The 16,586-nt window shown below is 70.9% G+C and carries 6 protein-coding genes; 4 read left to right on the top strand and 2 right to left on the bottom strand.

All coding sequences use genetic code 11. The annotated features are described in order from the left end of the window. Positions 1 to 2: 2 nt before the first annotated feature. Positions 3 to 737 (bottom strand): NUDIX domain-containing protein, encoded by a 735-nt coding sequence (locus ASE56_RS12270; RefSeq protein ID WP_176786404.1) that lies wholly within the window; start codon positions 735 to 737, stop codon positions 3 to 5. Between the two features lie 311 nt (positions 738 to 1,048). On the opposite strand from ASE56_RS12270, the gene ASE56_RS12275 reads away from it, so the two are divergent. Continuing rightward, positions 1,049 to 2,224, top strand: coding sequence for a MarP family serine protease (locus ASE56_RS12275; RefSeq protein WP_056230128.1), 1,176 nt, complete (start codon positions 1,049 to 1,051; stop codon positions 2,222 to 2,224). 54 nt (positions 2,225 to 2,278) lie between these two features. On the opposite strand, the gene ASE56_RS12280 is transcribed toward ASE56_RS12275, so the two are convergent. After that, positions 2,279 to 4,870, bottom strand: a complete 2,592-nt coding sequence (locus ASE56_RS12280; protein ID WP_056230131.1) for a LuxR C-terminal-related transcriptional regulator — start codon at positions 4,868 to 4,870, stop codon at positions 2,279 to 2,281. A gap of 143 nt (positions 4,871 to 5,013) precedes the next feature. Between ASE56_RS12280 and ASE56_RS12285 the strand changes: the two genes are divergently transcribed. From ASE56_RS12285 to ASE56_RS12295, 3 genes are all read left to right on the top strand, one after another. Continuing rightward, complete coding sequence (locus tag ASE56_RS12285; protein ID WP_056230134.1) at positions 5,014 to 14,097, top strand: Ig-like domain-containing protein; 9,084 nt, start codon at positions 5,014 to 5,016, stop codon at positions 14,095 to 14,097. Positions 14,098 to 14,246: 149 nt separating this feature from the next. Next, the gene (locus ASE56_RS12290) at positions 14,247 to 14,492 is read left to right on the top strand and encodes a hypothetical protein (protein ID WP_162234512.1); all 246 of its coding nucleotides are present in this window, start codon (positions 14,247 to 14,249) and stop codon (positions 14,490 to 14,492) included. Next, positions 14,489 to 16,318 carry an alpha/beta hydrolase gene (locus ASE56_RS12295; RefSeq protein WP_056230140.1) on the top strand — a complete coding sequence of 610 codons (1,830 nt, stop codon included), beginning with the start codon at positions 14,489 to 14,491 and terminating at the stop codon, positions 16,316 to 16,318. The genes ASE56_RS12290 and ASE56_RS12295 overlap by 4 nt, the downstream gene beginning before the upstream one ends. Positions 16,319 to 16,586: the final 268 nt, after the last annotated feature.

A 16,586-nucleotide genomic window follows, 5' to 3' on the forward strand; every position in this document is an offset into this window, starting at 1 on the left:
GATCAGTGACGGGACGGGAGCGGGCCGCGGTCGGCGAGCTCCACGTCGCGGTTGTAGCGGTAGAGGCGGGCGGGTCGGTGGCTTCCGGTGCGGAAGCGCTCGGTCGGGATGAGGGTGTCGGACGTGTCGACCTGGCGACGGAAGTTCGCCGGGTCGAGGCGCTTGCCGAGGATCGACTCGGTCACTTCACGCAGGTCGGCGAGCGTGAACTCGTCGGGCAGCAGGCCGTGGGCGATGCGGCTGTAGCCGACCTTGTTGCGCAGGCGCCACAGCGTGTACTCGACGATGTCGTTGTGGTCGAAGGCGAGGGCCGGGAGGTCGGTCGCGTCGAACCACTCGACGTTCTCGGGGGCGTCGCCCTCGCGGGCGTGCGCGGCCACCTGGGCGTCGACCTCGTCGGAGCGCAGCAGCGCCCAATAGACGATCGACACCACGCGCGTGGGGGAGCGGTCGACCGCCCCGAACGCGTACAGCTGCTCGAGGTAGCTGGGGGTGAGGCCGGTGGTTTCGGCGAGGGTTCGGGATGCCGCGGCGTCGAGCCCCTCGCTCGCGTCGAGCCAGCCGCCGGGCAGTGCCCACCGCCCGCCGAACGGATCGCGTGTGCGGCGCACCAGGGGGAGCGAGAGGACGGGTTCGTCGTCGGCGTCGCGGCGCACGCTGAAGATCACGGTCGACACCGCGACGCGCACGTCGGCGTCGCGGGACTCGGGCTGAGGGGTTCGTGTCATGGTGACCATATCTCCGGAACCGATCTTAGTGTCATTCCGACTCGAAGGGCGAATTCGCGGTGGAGGCTGCGGGTCGGGGTGTGCGGCGTGGCCCCGGGTCCACGCTCGACGCCCCGGGGCCACGGACGGACGGGGGTTCGGGCGCCCAGGCGGGCTCGGGCGGGGCCGCGTGTCCAGACGGCGTGGCCCCGGGTCCACGTTCGACGCCGCGGGGCTACGGACGGACGGGGCCACGGGCGCACAGGCCCCCCCCCGCCCCGCGCGTCGAAAGGGTTCTCTCAGACGGGCGTTCTAGCCTCGAAGCGAACACAGGAGGTCGGATGCCGATCGTCGACATCGCCCTGATCGCCCTTCTGGCGGTCGCACTCGCCGTGGGGCTCTCCCGGGGCTTCCTCGCCACCATCGGCTTCTTCGCGGGGCTCGCGCTCGGGGCGGTCGCCGCCTACTGGGTGCTTCCGTTCGTGGGGCAGTGGGTCACCGACCTCGCATGGCGAGGACCCGCCATGATCGGCGCGGGCATCGCCCTGCTCGTCATCGGCTCGGGTCTCGGCAGCGCCGTCGGCAATTTCTTCCGGCGCGGCGCCGACCGCATCAAGCTGCGCGTGCCCGAGCGCCTCCTCGGCGGTGTGGTGAACGTGGCCGCCGCCGCCCTCACCATCTCGTTCGTCGCCGGCTCCCTGACCCCGGTCGGCGTGCCCGTCGTCTCCGCCGCGCTCGGCTCCTCGACCGTGGTGCGCACGATCGACGACCTCACCCCGGCACCCGTGCGCGGAGCGCTCGCCGACCTGCGCGGAACGATCTTCGCCGACGGCATCCCTCGCCTGGGCGAGCTCATCCAGATCGGCCCGGTCCCCACGACCCCGAGCATCGCCCTCGACGACCCCGCACTGACCCAGGCGGCGCAGTCGGTGGCGCGGATCTCGGGCACCGCCTACGCCTGCGGCATCACCTCGAGCGGGTCGGGCTTCGTCGTCGCCGACGGCCGCGTCGTCACGAACGCCCACGTCGTCGCGGGCGTGGACACCCCGCTGGTCGAGCTGCCGGGTCGTCCGGCGCGCGAGGGACGCGTGGTGTACTTCGACCCGGTCGACGACATCGCGGTGATCTCTGTGGATCAGTTGGATGCCGCCTCCCTGCCGATCGCGCAGACGCTGGCCGTCGGTTCTCCCGCCGTCGTGCAGGGGTACCCGGGTGGCGGCCCCTTCACCTCGGGGAGCGCGCAGATCCTGTCGGAGGGCACGGTTCCGGTGCCCGACATCTACGACGATTCCTCCGCCCCGCGTGACATCTACGCCCTGGCCGGGATCGTCCGGCCGGGCAACTCGGGCGGCCCGTTGCTGACCACGTCCGGTCAGGTCGCGGGGATCGTCTTCGCTCGATCCGACACCGACGACAACGTCGGCTACGCCATGACCCCCGCCGAACTCGAGCCCGTGATGGCCCAGATGGGGTCGTTGTCGGCTCCCGTGGCATCCGGGAGCTGCACGCGGGGCTGACGGACCACGCCCGTCGGCGGCCGCGTCACACGCCGCGGGCGGGCACCTGCGAGGTCACGCGATCGCGGCGGCGGTGACGACCTCGCGGAGTTCGTCGCGCCCGCTCACGCCGAGCTTGCGATAGACGGCGGCGAGGTGGTTCTCGACCGTGCGGTGCGACAGGCCCAGGCTCTCGGCGATCTCTCGATTGCGTGCTCGTGTGGCCGCGGCGCTGGCGACGGCCCACTCGCGCGCCGTGAGCAGGTCGGCGACGCCGGAGCGCGCCGTCGGCGAGGGCGACAGGAGCGCACCGACGCGGGTGACGATGACGCGAGCGCGGCGGGCGGCGGTCGCCGCGTCGGGGTGGGCTCCGAGCGCCAGAGTCTGGCGGGCCGCGTCGTAGGCGGCGGCGAGGTATCCGGCCGTCTCGAGCCCCTGGGCTGCGGCGACGAGCGCGGTGGGATCCCCCTGCTCGAGGGCTTCTCCGTACGCGACGAACAGGCGCACCGAGGGGCCGGCGTGGTGGGCCGGAAACCGGCGCAGCACCGCGAGGACCGCGGACGGCTGCCCCATGCGGATGGCGCTCAAGGCGGCGAGAGCGAGCCACCAGTCGTGGTGGCGTCCCTCGGCGGCTTCCACGGCGCGTTCGACCGGGGCCGCCGGTGACGGCGCACCCGCACGGAAGGCGAGCCACGATTCGGCTTGCGCCGCCTCGAGGTCGGTGATGACCAGAGCCCGCATGCCCGGGGTGAGCCGGTCCAGGCATTCCTGCGCCTCCGCGGGACGCCCGAGCCAAGCGGCGACCGTCGCGCGCGTGCCGATCGCCAGCCCCTCGAAGGCGAGGAGGTCCCGCCACGCGAGCTCGTACGTCGCCTCGCGGGCGTGCAGCAGGGCGCCGTCGGCATCCCCCTGCATGAACGCACTCCACGAGGCGCCGAGCGTCCAGATGCCCACGGCCTCGCTGAGGCGGTGCGTCGCGTGCTCGCGGAACGCCTCGCGCGCGGCGGGGAGGTTGGCGTCCGCGCAATCGGCGACGGCCTCCGCGTAGTCGAACAGTTCGGCGGCGTGCCGGATGACGGCGAGCGCCGCCCGCGCGTGCGGGCGCCCGGCGGCGATCCCCGCGCGGGCGGCGACCGTGTCGCCCGACAGGCAGGCCGCCAGGACGGCCGACAGCATGGGGTCGAGCGACGCGACCGCCGCCTCGGCTCCGTCGGTGCCCAGGCGACCGCCGGTCAGGGTCTCGCGGGGCAGGTCGCCGAGCATGATCTGCCACTTGGTCATGCTCGTGCGCAGGAACGCGGCTGCTTGGGGATCGGTGATCCGCTCGAGGGCGTCACCCGTCACGCGGTAGGCGCGCGCGGGATCCTCCCGCCGGAGCGACCAGTACGAACCGGCGCGCGACGCGGCCAGCGCCAGGGCGGCGTCATCGGGCGCGACGCGGACGGCGAGGTCCATCGCCCGGTCGGCGTCGTCATGGCGTCCGAGCAGCCACAGGGACTCTCCTCGCAGCACGACCGCGTCGGTCGGTACCGGTTCTCGGCGCTCCTCCGCGAGGGCGAGGGCACGAGAGCCGAGGTCGACGGCGAGCGCGTGGAAGCCCAGGGCGGTGCAGGTCCGTGCGGCGGCGGCGAGCTCTTCCGTCGCGGGCGGGGTGTCGCCGTCGCTGGCGAGGGTGATGCGGGTGAGCCGACTGCGGGGATCGTCGTACCCGGTGAGTCGGGCGGACGCGTGCGCAGCGGTCTCGCGGCGGTGGGCGGGTGGCATCCCGTCCGAGATCACCTCGCCCACGAGCGGCGAGACGATGCGCACGCGATCGGGGGTGCCCACGGCGAGCCCTGCCTCGACCAGGGCGGCGACATCGGCTTCGGCGAGGACGTCCCGGGGAAGCGACGTCGACACCGCCAGCAGTCCGAGCGCCTCCGCTCGAGCGCTTCCGGCGAGCTCGACCCACTCGGCGACGAGCTCGCGCAGACGGCTCGGCGGTGAGGGCCGCCCCAGGTCCAGCCCGAGCGGGGTCTGCCGGGCGAGTCCCGAGCGCAGGGACTGCGCGACGAGGAGGCTGAGGAACAGCGGATGCGCGCCCACGCGGTCCAGGAACGCGACCAGGCTCGGCGGGGAGACCCGGCCTCGCGCGGCCAGGTCGATCACCGCGACGGCCTCGTCGTCGCTGAGCGGGGGCACCGCGATGCGCTCGAGAAGCCCCTCATCACCGAGGCGACGGAGGGGCGCGGGGAGCGTCTGCCCGACGCGCGCCGTCAACAGGACCCGCACCCCGTACGACCGGACGAGTTGATGCACCGTGGCCGCGGACACGTCGTCGAGCCACGCGGCGGCATCGATCACCAGAACCGTCGTCTTCGCCGTGCCGGCCAGTCGCGCCGTCACGCGCTGCAGGCGGCGAGCGGGATCGTCGTCGGCTTCTCGAGTCGGGTCGAGCCGCAGCAGAGGAAGAAGAGCAGCGAGAGGGATGCCACGGAGCTCGGGCAGCGCGAAGGTGCGCACGACGTCGAACCCGCGCTCGCCGAGGCGATCGGCGAGGTGCTCGGACAGATGGGTGGCGCCCGCGCCGGGCACGCCCTCGATGAGCCACGCGCGGCCCCGCCCGGCCTCGATGCGGTCGGCGAGGGCGGCGACCCGGTCGCCGTCGGGGGCACCCGGGCTCTTCACGTCGATCAGTATGCCGTGCGCGTGAGGACCCTCGGCGCAGTCCTGTCCGATTCACGTCGTCGCAGCCGTGCCCGGGTCGTGTCGGCATGAGTAGGTGGGTTCCACCTAGGGGTTGACAGTCCGCCGTCAGCGAACATGAGCACATGCTCTTGGGTGCCCTGCGTGATTCCGGTCGAGCCATCGCGTCGTCGTGGTGGAGGCTGCTGGTGGTGCAGGCGATCTTCGCCGTCGCTCTGACCGTGGTCTTCTTCGCCCTGGGCGTCGCGCTCGCCGCCCAGGGCACTGCCCTGTACGACTGGGTATCCGAGGCGCCGGCGACGGTCGAGCCTCGCATCGCCGCGGTCGGTGTGCTCGCGTCGGCGATCGTCGCCCTGGCGGGTTCTCCCCTCGTGCTCGTCACGATCGCGGCGCTCGCGCGCCTGGTCGACGCCTCGCTGGCGGGCCAGCGCCCGCGGATCTGGCGCTCGGTGGGGACCGGGGTGCGGCTCGTCCCGCGTCTTCTTTTCGCCGCGGGGATCTCCGTCCTCGCCGCCGCCCTCGCTTTCATCTGCGCCCCCTTCGTGAGCGCGCTGGGCCTTCTCGCGCTCGGAGTCCTCGGCATCCGCTCCCTCATCCGCCATCGAAGCGGACGACCGGATGCCACCCGCTGGCGCCTGTGGCTGGTGCTCGCCGTGCCCTTCGGGGTGCTGTGGCGCGTGCTCCCCACGGCGGTGCTGCTCGTGCCCGCCGCCGTGCTGGAGCCGGCGTGGCCGCGCGCGGCCGTGATCGCCGCAGAGAAGGCGGCAGCCGGTCGTCGCTGGCGGATCCTCGGGGCGTGGCTGTTCAGCGTGCTCGTCCCGCTCGCCCTCGTGACCGCGGCCGGTCTGCTCGGGCAGACGCTCGATGCCACCTTCGGCGCTCTGCTGTCGGGGGTCGTGCCGCTCGTGGTCGCTCCGCTGCCTCTGGTGGTGGCTGTCGCGCTCTACCGTCGTGCGGCGGGCCCGTCGGGGCGCATCTTCCGCGTGGCGTCGCCCGTGGTTCCTTCGACGACACCGGTGCCCTCTCCGGTGATGGCGCGCGTGGCGACGGCCGTGGTGATGGCGCTGGTCCTGCCCCTGGGGGCGGCGACCACGGGCTCCGCCGCGATTGCTCGGGATGCCGCCACCCCGGTCACCTCGTTCACGGTCACTTCTGCGACGGACACGACGGATGCCACGGCCCTCGCGTCCCAGAAGGCCTCGTGTCTCGCGGGCAGCGGGGACTGCACCCTGCGCGCCGCGCTCGCCGCCGCGGCGGACGTCGCCGCATCGGGGGCGCCGCGGGCGACCATCACGATCTCGGGTGCCCCGGTCATCACGCTGGCGGCTCCTCTGCGCTTCGAGCCCGACACGGTGACCACCGGCGGGGGGTCCGGCGGCACCGGGGGAGAGGAACAACCCGGAACGGGGGAGGATCACCCTGCGCCGACGCCGGCCCCGTCCGAGACGACGCCCTCGGAGACGATCCCGTCCGAGGCCCCCGCTCCCGTGCAGACCGAGAGTCCGTCGGAGGGCGGTGACCCGTCGCCCACGTCTTCGGAGACACCTGCGCCCTCGCCCGAGCCCTCGGCATCCGAGGCTCCCGCTGCATCGTCGACGGGCGAGCTCGGCAGTGCCGTCATGAAGCTCGCGTCGAACGTCGTCACGTCGGCGCAGACCACCTCGGAGCAGTCGCCGTCCTCCGACGAGTCGCCGTCGCAGGAGACCGGCTCGGGCGGGGGAGCCGGCGGAGGGGGCACCTCGGCGATCACGAGCGGCACTCTCGACATCATCGGCAACGGCGCCGTGATCGACGGTGGCGGAACGATGCGCCTGCTGTGGGCCGCGAGCGATCACTGGGCGCTCTCGATCAGCGACCTCACCCTGCGGGGCGGCTTCGACACGTACACCGGCGGAGCGCTCATCGCCGCGATGACGTCCACGACCCTCACGCGCACGGTCTTCCGCGGCAACCAGGGCGGCTTCAGCGCCGGTGCCGTGTTCGCGCGCGACCTGACCGTCGACTCGAGCACCTTCCTCGACAACACTCTCTCGCTGGGTTCCGAGGGCTCGCGTGGCGCGGCGATCTACACCACGGGTGCGACGACCATCGTCAACTCCACGTTCGGCCGCAACAAGATCACCGACCAGTGGGACAAGACGCGCAATCAAGGCGCGGACGTGTGGGCCGACGCCGGCATGACGGTCGTCAACTCGACCTTCGTCGACTTCGACGGCGGATCGCTGGGCAGCCCGTCGACCAGCACCGACGGGGGCGCGGTGCCGACCTCGACGGTGCGGAACTCCCTGTTCAGCACGAACGCGATCGATACCCCCGCCCTCGCCTGCTCTGGTCGTCTGTCGGGCGACCACAACGCGCACGCTCAGGGCGACGGCAGCTGCCCCGGCTCGCCGACCGTGAACCGCGGCCAGTCGTACTTCGGGGCTCTCGATGAGACCGGCGCCGTCCCCGTCTATCCGCTCGGCGGGGCGCAGCTGAACGTTGTCGCCGGCACGGGAATCGACTGCCCGAGCCTCGACGCGCGCGGCGGCCACCGCCCCGCACAGGGGTGCGATCTGGGAGCGATGCAATTCGACGGCTCCACCGTTCTCTCGGCCAGCGCGGAGCCGGACGCCGATGTGCGCGGCAGCGCGACCTTCCGGGCCACGGTGCGGGCGATCACCCCGAGCGCCGCGCAGGGCACCGTCACCTTCACCGTCGATGGCGCGACCTACGGTCCGATCCCCCTCACGCAGGCATCGATCCCCAACGGCATCACCGACACCGCGGTCGTGCAGGTTCCGAGTCTGAAGGGCGGGGCCTCCTACGATTACTCCGCCGTTTTCACCGGCAGCTCTCCCTATACCGACAGCACCTCGATCACGCAGACGCTCACGATTGCGGGCGACGTCGTCGCGGTCTCGCTGGCCTGCGCGCCGGAGACCCCGCGCGCCGCGTGCTCCGGCTCCGACTGGACCCTCGAAGATGCCGCGGCGCTCACCGCCGTCGTGTCCGTCGCCGATGATCAGCCGGGCACGGTCGTGCTGGCCTCCGACGCGGCCGGCAAGACCGTCGTCGCCGGGCCGGTCGCGGTGGCCGAGGGGACGGCATCCTTCCTCCTCTCCGCCGAGAGCATCGGCGTCGGCCGTCACGCGCTCTGGGCCGTTTACACCCGCGACGACGCGTCCGGGGGTGGCGCGACGGCGAGCGCGCAGACACTGCTGATCCGCTCCGCGGCCACGGTCACCCTGTCGTTCCCCGCCGCGACCGCCGTCTACGGCGACCCCGTCGGAGCGGCCGCGACGGTGACCGTCAGCGGGCGGGGGCCCATCCCGACGGGGACGGTCTCGGTCGGCGGCTATACCGCCACCCTCGACGCGCAGGGCCGCGCGGTCGTGCCAGGCGTGCGCTACGCGTGGGGTGCCGATTCCTTCACCGCCACGTACTTCGGTGACGAGGTGTACGGCCGAGGGACGTCCGAGAGCGTGGGGCTCCACCTCACCGCGGCGGAGACGACCACCGCTTTCGATTCCTCCAGCCCCTCATCGGTGACGGCCGGACTGCCGTTCACGACGACGGTCGTCGTCGACACGCTCTCCCCGAGCACGGCGACGCCGAGCGGGGCCCTGACCCTGCTGTCGGACGGTGTCGCGGTGACGGCGGCGAAGATCGGGGTGGTCTCGGCGAGCGATGCCCGGGCGGTCTACACGGTCGTCGTCCCCGGCGACGCGCTCGCCGTCGGCGACCACGTCCTCACGGCCGCCTTCTCGAGCGCGTCCGGGTTCTCGGCATCCGTCTCGGCGGCGCACCCCGTGCGCGTTCTCTCGACCGCGACGACGACCGCTCTGCAGGCGTCGTCGACGGCCGTGCACTGGGACGATTCCGTCTCGTTCACCGCGACGGTGACCACCGGCGGCGACGCACGGACGCCCACGGGTTCGGTGGAGTTCGTCCGGGGATCCTCCGTGCTCGGATCGGTGGCTCTGGCCGCGTGCGCGACGGGTTCGGGATGCGCCACCGCGACCTTCACCGCCCCGGCCGGGTCGCTCGGCGTGGGCGGCGGCGCCGTCACGGCCCGATACGTCGGATCGCCGGTGTTCGCGGGGTCTGCGTCGACCGCGATCGACGTCACCGTCGCACGGGCCACGCCGACGCTGACCGTCGACGCCCCCGGCTCCGTCGCGTACTCCGCGGGAGCAGCCGTGGAGGTGAAACTCGCCGCGAGCGGGCTGAGCCCCGAAAACGCCACTGTGACGCTCCGTGCCGTCTCGGCCGACGGCACAACGGCATCGCTCGGATCGCTCTCGCTGGCCACGGGTGCCGCGCGCGTCCGGGTCGGCGGCGCGCTCCTCCCCGGGGTGTACACCCTGGTCGCCGACTTCGGTGGTGACGACCAGTTCGACTCCGCGTCGACCTCGCGGTCGCTCTCGGTCACCGCCGCGCCGACGAGCACCACCCTCGACACTGACGAGTCCCGAACCCTGCCGTGGAACAGCGACCTGGGAGTGGGGGTGAGCGTGAAGAACGCGGCGGGAGACGTCCGCCCCGACGGCGTCGTGATCGTCACGCTGACCAACATCGAGGTCGGACGCGTGACCCTGGCGTCCGCCGATGACACGGGCGTCGCAGGTGAGCGCCATGTCGTGGTGCCCGTCACCTTCGGTGCGCAGATCCCGAGTCTCGCGTACTCGGGTGCGCTCACCGCGAGCTTCGAGCCGACCGGGCCTTTCGCCGGGTCTTCGGCGAGGGATGCCACGGGCTCCCTCGCCGCGCAGAAGATCACCCTGACGCCGCGCGAGACGCAGGCCGCGGTCACGGCGACGGCGCAACTCGGCGGGTTCGTCGAGGCCGTCGCGACCGTCAGCGTTCCCGGGGCCCCGGCCGGGTTCGTCGCCCGCGGCGCCGTGCGCTTCGTCCTGACCGGACCGGATGGGCGTGACATCGGCGACGAGACCGCCACGCTGGAGAACGGTGTCGCCACACTCTCGTCGACACGGCTCGGCGGCATCCGCACCACCTCTCTGGGCTGGTACACCGTCTCGGTCACGTACCTCGGACAACCGTGGGACGACCGATACGTCACACCCCAGGGCGGAAGCTACGCGTTCGATCAGGTGCAGCTATTTGCTGGAGCGCCGACGTTCGCTCTGACCGCGCCAACCGCCGTCCAGGTGGGATCGACGCTGTCGGTGCCCGTGACGATGAGCGGCACGGTGACGCCCTCCGGCACGATCCGTATCCGCAGCGCCGACAATCTCCTCGGCGACCTCGGCACGACGGTTCCTCTTGAGAACGGGTCCGCCACGGCGACTTTCCCGCTGCCGTCGACGCTCAGGAATATGGATGCCGACTACCGCTTCGTGATCGACTACTCCGGCGATGACGCGAACACGCGCAGCACGAGCCAGGAGTTCACCGTTCGCGTGACGCGCGTCCCCACCCGGGTGGTGCTCGCCCCGGCCGACCAGCGGCCCGGTGCGACAGCGGTCTTCTCCGACACGGTGACCTCCTACCAGGTGACGGTCGACGCCGACGGGCTTCAGCCGACGGGCTTCGTTCAGCTCACGCGGAACGGAAAGCCATTCGCGACCGGTGCCGTGACCGCCACCGGCACCGTGCGGGTGTCCGCTCGCACCTTCGCTGCGAGCAGCGGCACGATCGAGGCGCGCTTCCTCCCCGACGAGGATCGGTTCGCGCAGAGTTACACCGCGATCGAGCAGGACTGGACGGCCGCCCCGGTTGTGGTGACGCTGGATCCCGGACAACCGCAGGCCGGCCAGTCGAGCCCGGTCACGGTGTCCGTCCGCTACGCGCACGAGGCGAATCCGCTCCTACTCGGTGAGGCCCTCCCGGCCCACGCCCCGCAAGGGTCCGTCGTGATCGACGACGGACAGGGCGCGACGTGCACCGCGTTCGTCGGACCTCGAGACGGAGACGGCGACCGAACGGCATCCGGCACCTGCACCCTCACCTTCGGCGATGGCGGATACCGCATCCTGACCGCGAAGTATCTTGGTGCCGACAACTACGCACCGGGCTCGGGGTCGGCCTTCGTCGAATTCGACCGCTCTAAGCCCACCGTCAGCCTGACTGTCGGCCAGAACGAGCGGTGGGGTGGCCTGACCACCGTTCCCGTGTCGTGGTCGGTGGCGGGGCCGCGTGCGGCAGGCGATCTCGGCACGATCGAGATCCGTCGCGGCGACACCGTGGTGTGCACGGCGGCGGTGCTCAGCGGCACCTGCCAGGTCACGTTGCCGGCGTACCAGCGGACGACCGATGACGCTCTGTTCACCCTCGAGTACAGCGGGACGACGGCGTGGAAGCCCGCAACCGTCACGCGACAGGGCCGGATCGTCGCGTGCGTCCCCTTCGCAGCACCTGCCTCGTCTCCGGCGGGTTCGGCGAACATCGAACTCGTGACGGTCCCCGACTGCGGAGGGGGCGCGGGCTACTTCGAATCGACGCCCGTCTTCGTGCGGGTCACGCCCGGAGAGAAGTACGACGTCGACGACGTCGCCGTCAACGGCGTCTCGCTCGGAGCGACCACCGGCCAGTTCGTCGACCCGCCCGTGTCGATCGCCGGCCCGAACTCCCTCCGCCCCATGACGGTCACCGCGACCACGAGCGTCCGGTGCGTTCCCGTCATCCTGTCGGTGCAGAACTACGATGGGGCCGTCCTGCCGGTCGACGCGCTCCGCTATGACGTTCGCGGCAAGTGCGGTTACACCGTCAAACGCACCGGCGATCGGGTCGAGACCACCGCCGCATGGGATTCCGACCTCACCGTCTCGATCGACCGCTCGAAACTGCGCTCACGCGAGCAGTTCGTGGGATGGGGAGACGGCGCGCAGCTCATCAGCGGCGACGGCGTCCGTGCCGACTCGATCACGGTGAAGGTGACGCCCGACACCGCTTTCGTGTCGGCTGCTGTGGGGCCGAAGTGCTACGCCCTTCCTGAGATCGCCCAGCCGATCGGCGGCACCATCACGATCGACACCGCGTCGAACTGCTACGACCGGGTGGCCGGCACGTCGGCTTACCGCTACGGCACGACCGTCGTGGGAACGCTGAAGGACGCGGGCGCCGGCGCCAAGACGTACTTCGCCTCGTGGGCGGGCAGCACGGATAGATACTCGCCGATCTCAGAGAGCACCGCGCCTCTGGGAAGTCGCCGGTTCTCGTTCTCCGTCGGTGACCGCCCGTTCACGATCGGTGCCACCTACGGCACCTGTGTGTCGCTCTCGACGTCGATGGCGGGCGATCTGTACCAGGACGCGAAAGTCGACATCCAGACGCCCGGCAATTGCCCGGCGGTGGGCGGCACGGCGTCTTCGCCCTGGTACCTCTCCGGCACCGCGGTGACGATGGAGGCCACGGGCGGCTCCAGCGGACTGACCTTCCTCGGGTGGGCGGGGCTTCCGGTGAAGGGGACGGCCACCGCGATCGCGAAGGTGACCGCTGTCCTCACCCAGGACACTTCCGCTGTCGCGGCCTACGGCAAGTGGCAGAACTGCAAGCGCATCGACATTTCGTCGCAGCCGGCGGGCGCTCTCGACGTCAGCCTCGACTTCGGCCCGCAAGGGAACCCGTGCGACGTGCCGTACAAGGGGGTGACCGCCCGCTTCTACGACCAGGGCACCGAAGGCGGTCAGGAGCTCACGGTGAATGCCACCCCGATCAGCGAGGCCGCGAAGGGCGCCACGATCGTGTGGGCCTCGAAGTCGAACACCCTCACCGACGTCGGGAACGGGCCGAAGGCGAAGGAGGACCGCCCCGCGGTCAATATGTGGCAGGAAGGTTCGTACCTGCTGCAGAAGTTCCACGGCGACTCCACCGTCGTGGCGCGAGCGTGCGAATTCGCCTCGATCTCGGCGCGAATCCTCTCGCCCTCGGGTGCGGTGCTGCCCGATCTGTACGCGACCAATCAGGTCAAGGGCAGTCCGATCGAGGACTACATCTCCACCGCTCCGGCCGACTGCGGCGTCGGGGGGAACCCGCGATACACGCGGGGTGGATACGCCTGGCTGGCGGGGACGGATCTGCAGCTCCGGGCGGCCGTCGATCCCGAGGCGTTCAGCGTCGTCTCGTGGGAGGGTGACGCCTCGGGCACCGGCACCAGCCCCGACGCACCCGTGGTGCTCTCCGGTGCGGGCCGAACGGCAGAGGGCGACTACCTGCACAAGCGTGTGACCGCGACGTTGCAGGCCAAGTGCTACACGCTGTCGCTGCCGCACGACACCCAGGAGCTGACGGTCATGACACCGCCGAACTGCCCGGGGGAGGATCAGACGCTGCCCTGGTTGGACGATTCGATGGGCCCTCTGGCGTTCACGATGACGCGCCCCACGACGTATCGCTACCTCGGCGGCACGGACGTCGTCGTGCGCGCCACCACGGGAGGCAACCCGCGATTCCGACACTGGAGCTCAGGCGCGGACTCCACGAGCAGCGAAGACGGAGAGTACGCCGGAGTTCACATGTCGAGCGACAAGACGCTCGTCGCCTACTACTCGTCGACGTCGGTCTCGGAGGACCTCAAGGACTTCGGCGACAGCTTCGTCATGACGATGTCGACGACCGCGAAGGTCATGACCGGCTTCGCCACGGCTGCGGCGGGAGCGTACGTCCGCTCGCTCACCAGCGTGGTGGGCATTGCGGGAGTGGCGCTGTCGGCCACCGCGGACGCGTTGACGGCGTTGAACGTCAGCGGAAAGGCCGTCGACGGGATCCGAAGCGCGGGGCAGACCATCAACTCTGTCGTCGACATGTTGGCGGCTCCGTTCGATTGCCTGACCGCCTACTCCGCCGGGGGCGACGACAACATGCTGTACGCCATGCAGAGCTTCATCGGCGGTGGCATCGCCCTCGGTGCCGGCTACGGAACGCAGACGAAGACGGTTTTCGGTACCTCGACCCGTTTCACCAAGATGGTGAATTCCGTCGAGTCCGCCCTCATCGCGGCTGAGCCCGCACTGGCAGGGGTCTCGGCGACGGGACTGGCCATCAAGGCCACGGTCGCGGCGTCGCAAGCGAAGGCGAAAGCGGCCAAGGGCGGGCAGACGGCGGCCGGCGTGTGGACGGACAAGGCGGGGACCAACGCCTTCGCCGCGTGCATGCAGAAGAAGATGGCCGCGGGCCTCGACACCCTCGCCTACGCGGTCACCTTCGGCGACTACACCCCCTCGAGCGACGCCTCATGGCTGAAGGGCCTGGCTCCCGGTACGGGGTGACGGTCGCCGCGGGGTGACGAGCGGCGCGGGTGAATTCACCGGGTGAAATCCACTCCAGGACTCCGCTGCCGATGCGTCTGATGTCTAGTCTCTTGCGCGTGGGGGACATTTCAATCTGCGTCGACGAGGTGCGGCGGGTGGCGACGAAAATGAGCGATGTCTTGCCGGACCTGTCGCAACTGCGAGACGTTTCCGTTGCCGACCAGCCCGACCTCAGTCTTGCTGTGGCGGAGTTCGTCGGGTGCATGAACGACTGCACCGCGGAGCGTCAGCGCGGTGTCGACGCGCTCGTGACCGGACTCCGTGAGGTGGCGGACATGTTCGAGAGCATGGATGCCGACGCCCAGGCCGACGTGCGAGCGCTGGGTGCCGTCGAGGGGTGGACCGTCGAATGAAAGCCGAACTCGGAAGCACCCGGGACCCCTCCCTGTTGATCCCCGGTGACGTCGGCGAGCTTCATCGCGCCGCAGCCGCGTGGCGGGCGCGCGCTGAGAGCGCGCAGGATGTGGGTTCGGCGCTTCACTCGATGCGAACGGTTCCCGACTGGGCCGGTGAAGCGGCCGATGCGTACGAGACCCGCGCGGGCACGGTGGCATCCGGGTGGACCGCCATGGCAACGGCCTTCCGCTCCGGCCAGTCCGCGCTCGAGGACGTCGCGGCCGCGATTGACGCCGCGCGCGCAAAGGCGGGAGACGCGATCGATCTCTGGGACCAGGCTGACGCCCTCGATGCGGCAGCGTTCGAGGACGCGCCTGCTGAATCGACCGGCTGGCTCGGACCCGACCGGCGAGCTTTCCTGGGGTCCGCGCCGCGGGCCGAGGCGCGGGCGGTCCTCGCCGATGCGCGCACCGCGCTGAGCATTGCGACGCAGAAGGCCGAGGCGGCGCTTCGTGCCGCGATCGCCGCGCCCGGGCTCGGTGCGGATGAATGGGCGGCCATTTTGACCGGCTGCGCGAACTCCAGCCAAGTGCTCGATGCGCTCGCGGGTGCGGATGCCGCCAGCCTTGCGGCCCTTCTTCGGGCGCGACCGAGTCTCGCCGGAGTCCTCGCCCAGGCGGAGCCCGCCGCCGTCGCACCGTGGTGGGCGCAACTCGACGACTCTCAGAGGGACGCTCTCATCCACGCGGCTCCTGCGATCATCGGCAACCTCGGGGGAGTGGCCTATGCGGCTCGCGACGAGGCGAACCGCATCTGGCTCGAGGACCAGCTGGCCGACGCCCGCGCGGCGTTGGCGGAGGCGGAAAGGCCCCCGACGTACGACGAGATCCTCGGCGGCTACGCCGCGGCCCAGGCATATGCCGAGCGGCTCGACCAGGTACGTTCCCGCGTGAAGGGTTTGGAGGACATCGAATCGTCGCTGGCGTCGCCCGACGGGAAGGCGCCGAGGTTTCTCATGTCGCTCACCGCGGATTCCCCGCCGCTCGCGGCCGTCTCGATCGGAGATCTCGATACTGCCGACGACATCACCTACGCGGTGCCCGGCATGGGGACGACAACGGAAGGGATGGGGGATTGGACGCGCGCGGCTCAGAACCTCCTCACGAAACAAGACCGCTCGGATAGTGGAAGTACGCACGCCGTCGTCGCGTGGATCGGATACCAAACTCCTTCGATCCCCGTCGCGGAGGGAGGCTTCGACGTGATGCACAACGACCTCGCCCAGCGCGGGGCGGACAATCTCGCCCGGGATCTGCGCGCGGTCGATGTCGTTCGGGCAGACGCGCAGATCAATGTCGTTGCCCACTCGTATGGCACGACGACATCCTCGTTTGCATTGACGGAGCAGGGGGTGCATGTCGACACCTATGTGACTCTCGGCTCGGCGGGTCTCCCGGCGGGCGTAGAGGAAGCGAGTGATTTGCAGGCCGACCAGGTCTTCGCGGGTCAGGCGCAGGATGTATGGAAGATCGACCCGGCCGGAGGGGACGCATGGGCGTGGACTGGTCGGTTGTCTCCCGACCACCCAATCAACCCGGTGGACCCCGGATTCGGGGCGAACACCTTCAGCGTGGCCGGCGATGCAGGTAGTAAACCCGTTCTCGACCATAATGTTTCCACTCCGGACGGTACGGGATATCTGGACTTCGATACGGAGTCACTGCGCAACGTTGCGCTCGCGACCACCGGCCAGGGGGCACTGGTCTCACCGTACGTACCGCCGGGGCCCACGCCCTTCCAGCAATCGTTGATCGAAGGGATGACCCATGGCCCGATCTACTGACTACGGATATATCAGGGCGCTTGCGGTCGTCGTTATGTTCGGAGCGATTGTTGGGACGCTCGCCGCGTGTGTGGGATCCAAGGAGGATGAGATGAGTCCTGAGCAGGCGAAGGATGCACTTGTTTCAACCGTCGAAGACACTGCTGCCTTGCTAAATGTCAGCGGTTGGACCTGGGACGGGGCGCCGGAGGTCGGAAACTGCGGCCAGCGCAGCGGCGAGCGCGTGAACTACACCTACGGCTATGGCGCCCCGCCGCCCGATGGAGAC

The organism is Microbacterium sp. Leaf203, assembly GCF_001421275.1.
GTDB lineage: Bacteria > Actinomycetota > Actinomycetes > Actinomycetales > Microbacteriaceae > Microbacterium > Microbacterium testaceum_A.

Excerpts from the sequence above, each read along its gene's own strand:
- ASE56_RS12275 (WP_056230128.1), top strand. The coding sequence starts at position 1,049 with ATGCCGATCGTCGACATCGCCCTGATCGCCCTTCTGGCGGTCGCACTC.
- ASE56_RS12290 (WP_162234512.1), top strand. The coding sequence starts at position 14,247 with ATGAGCGATGTCTTGCCGGACCTGTCGCAACTGCGAGACGTTTCCGTT.
- ASE56_RS12270 (WP_176786404.1), bottom strand. The coding sequence starts at position 737 with ATGGTCACCATGACACGAACCCCTCAGCCCGAGTCCCGCGACGCCGAC.
- ASE56_RS12295 (WP_056230140.1), top strand. The coding sequence starts at position 14,489 with ATGAAAGCCGAACTCGGAAGCACCCGGGACCCCTCCCTGTTGATCCCC.
- ASE56_RS12285 (WP_056230134.1), top strand. The coding sequence starts at position 5,014 with ATGCTCTTGGGTGCCCTGCGTGATTCCGGTCGAGCCATCGCGTCGTCG.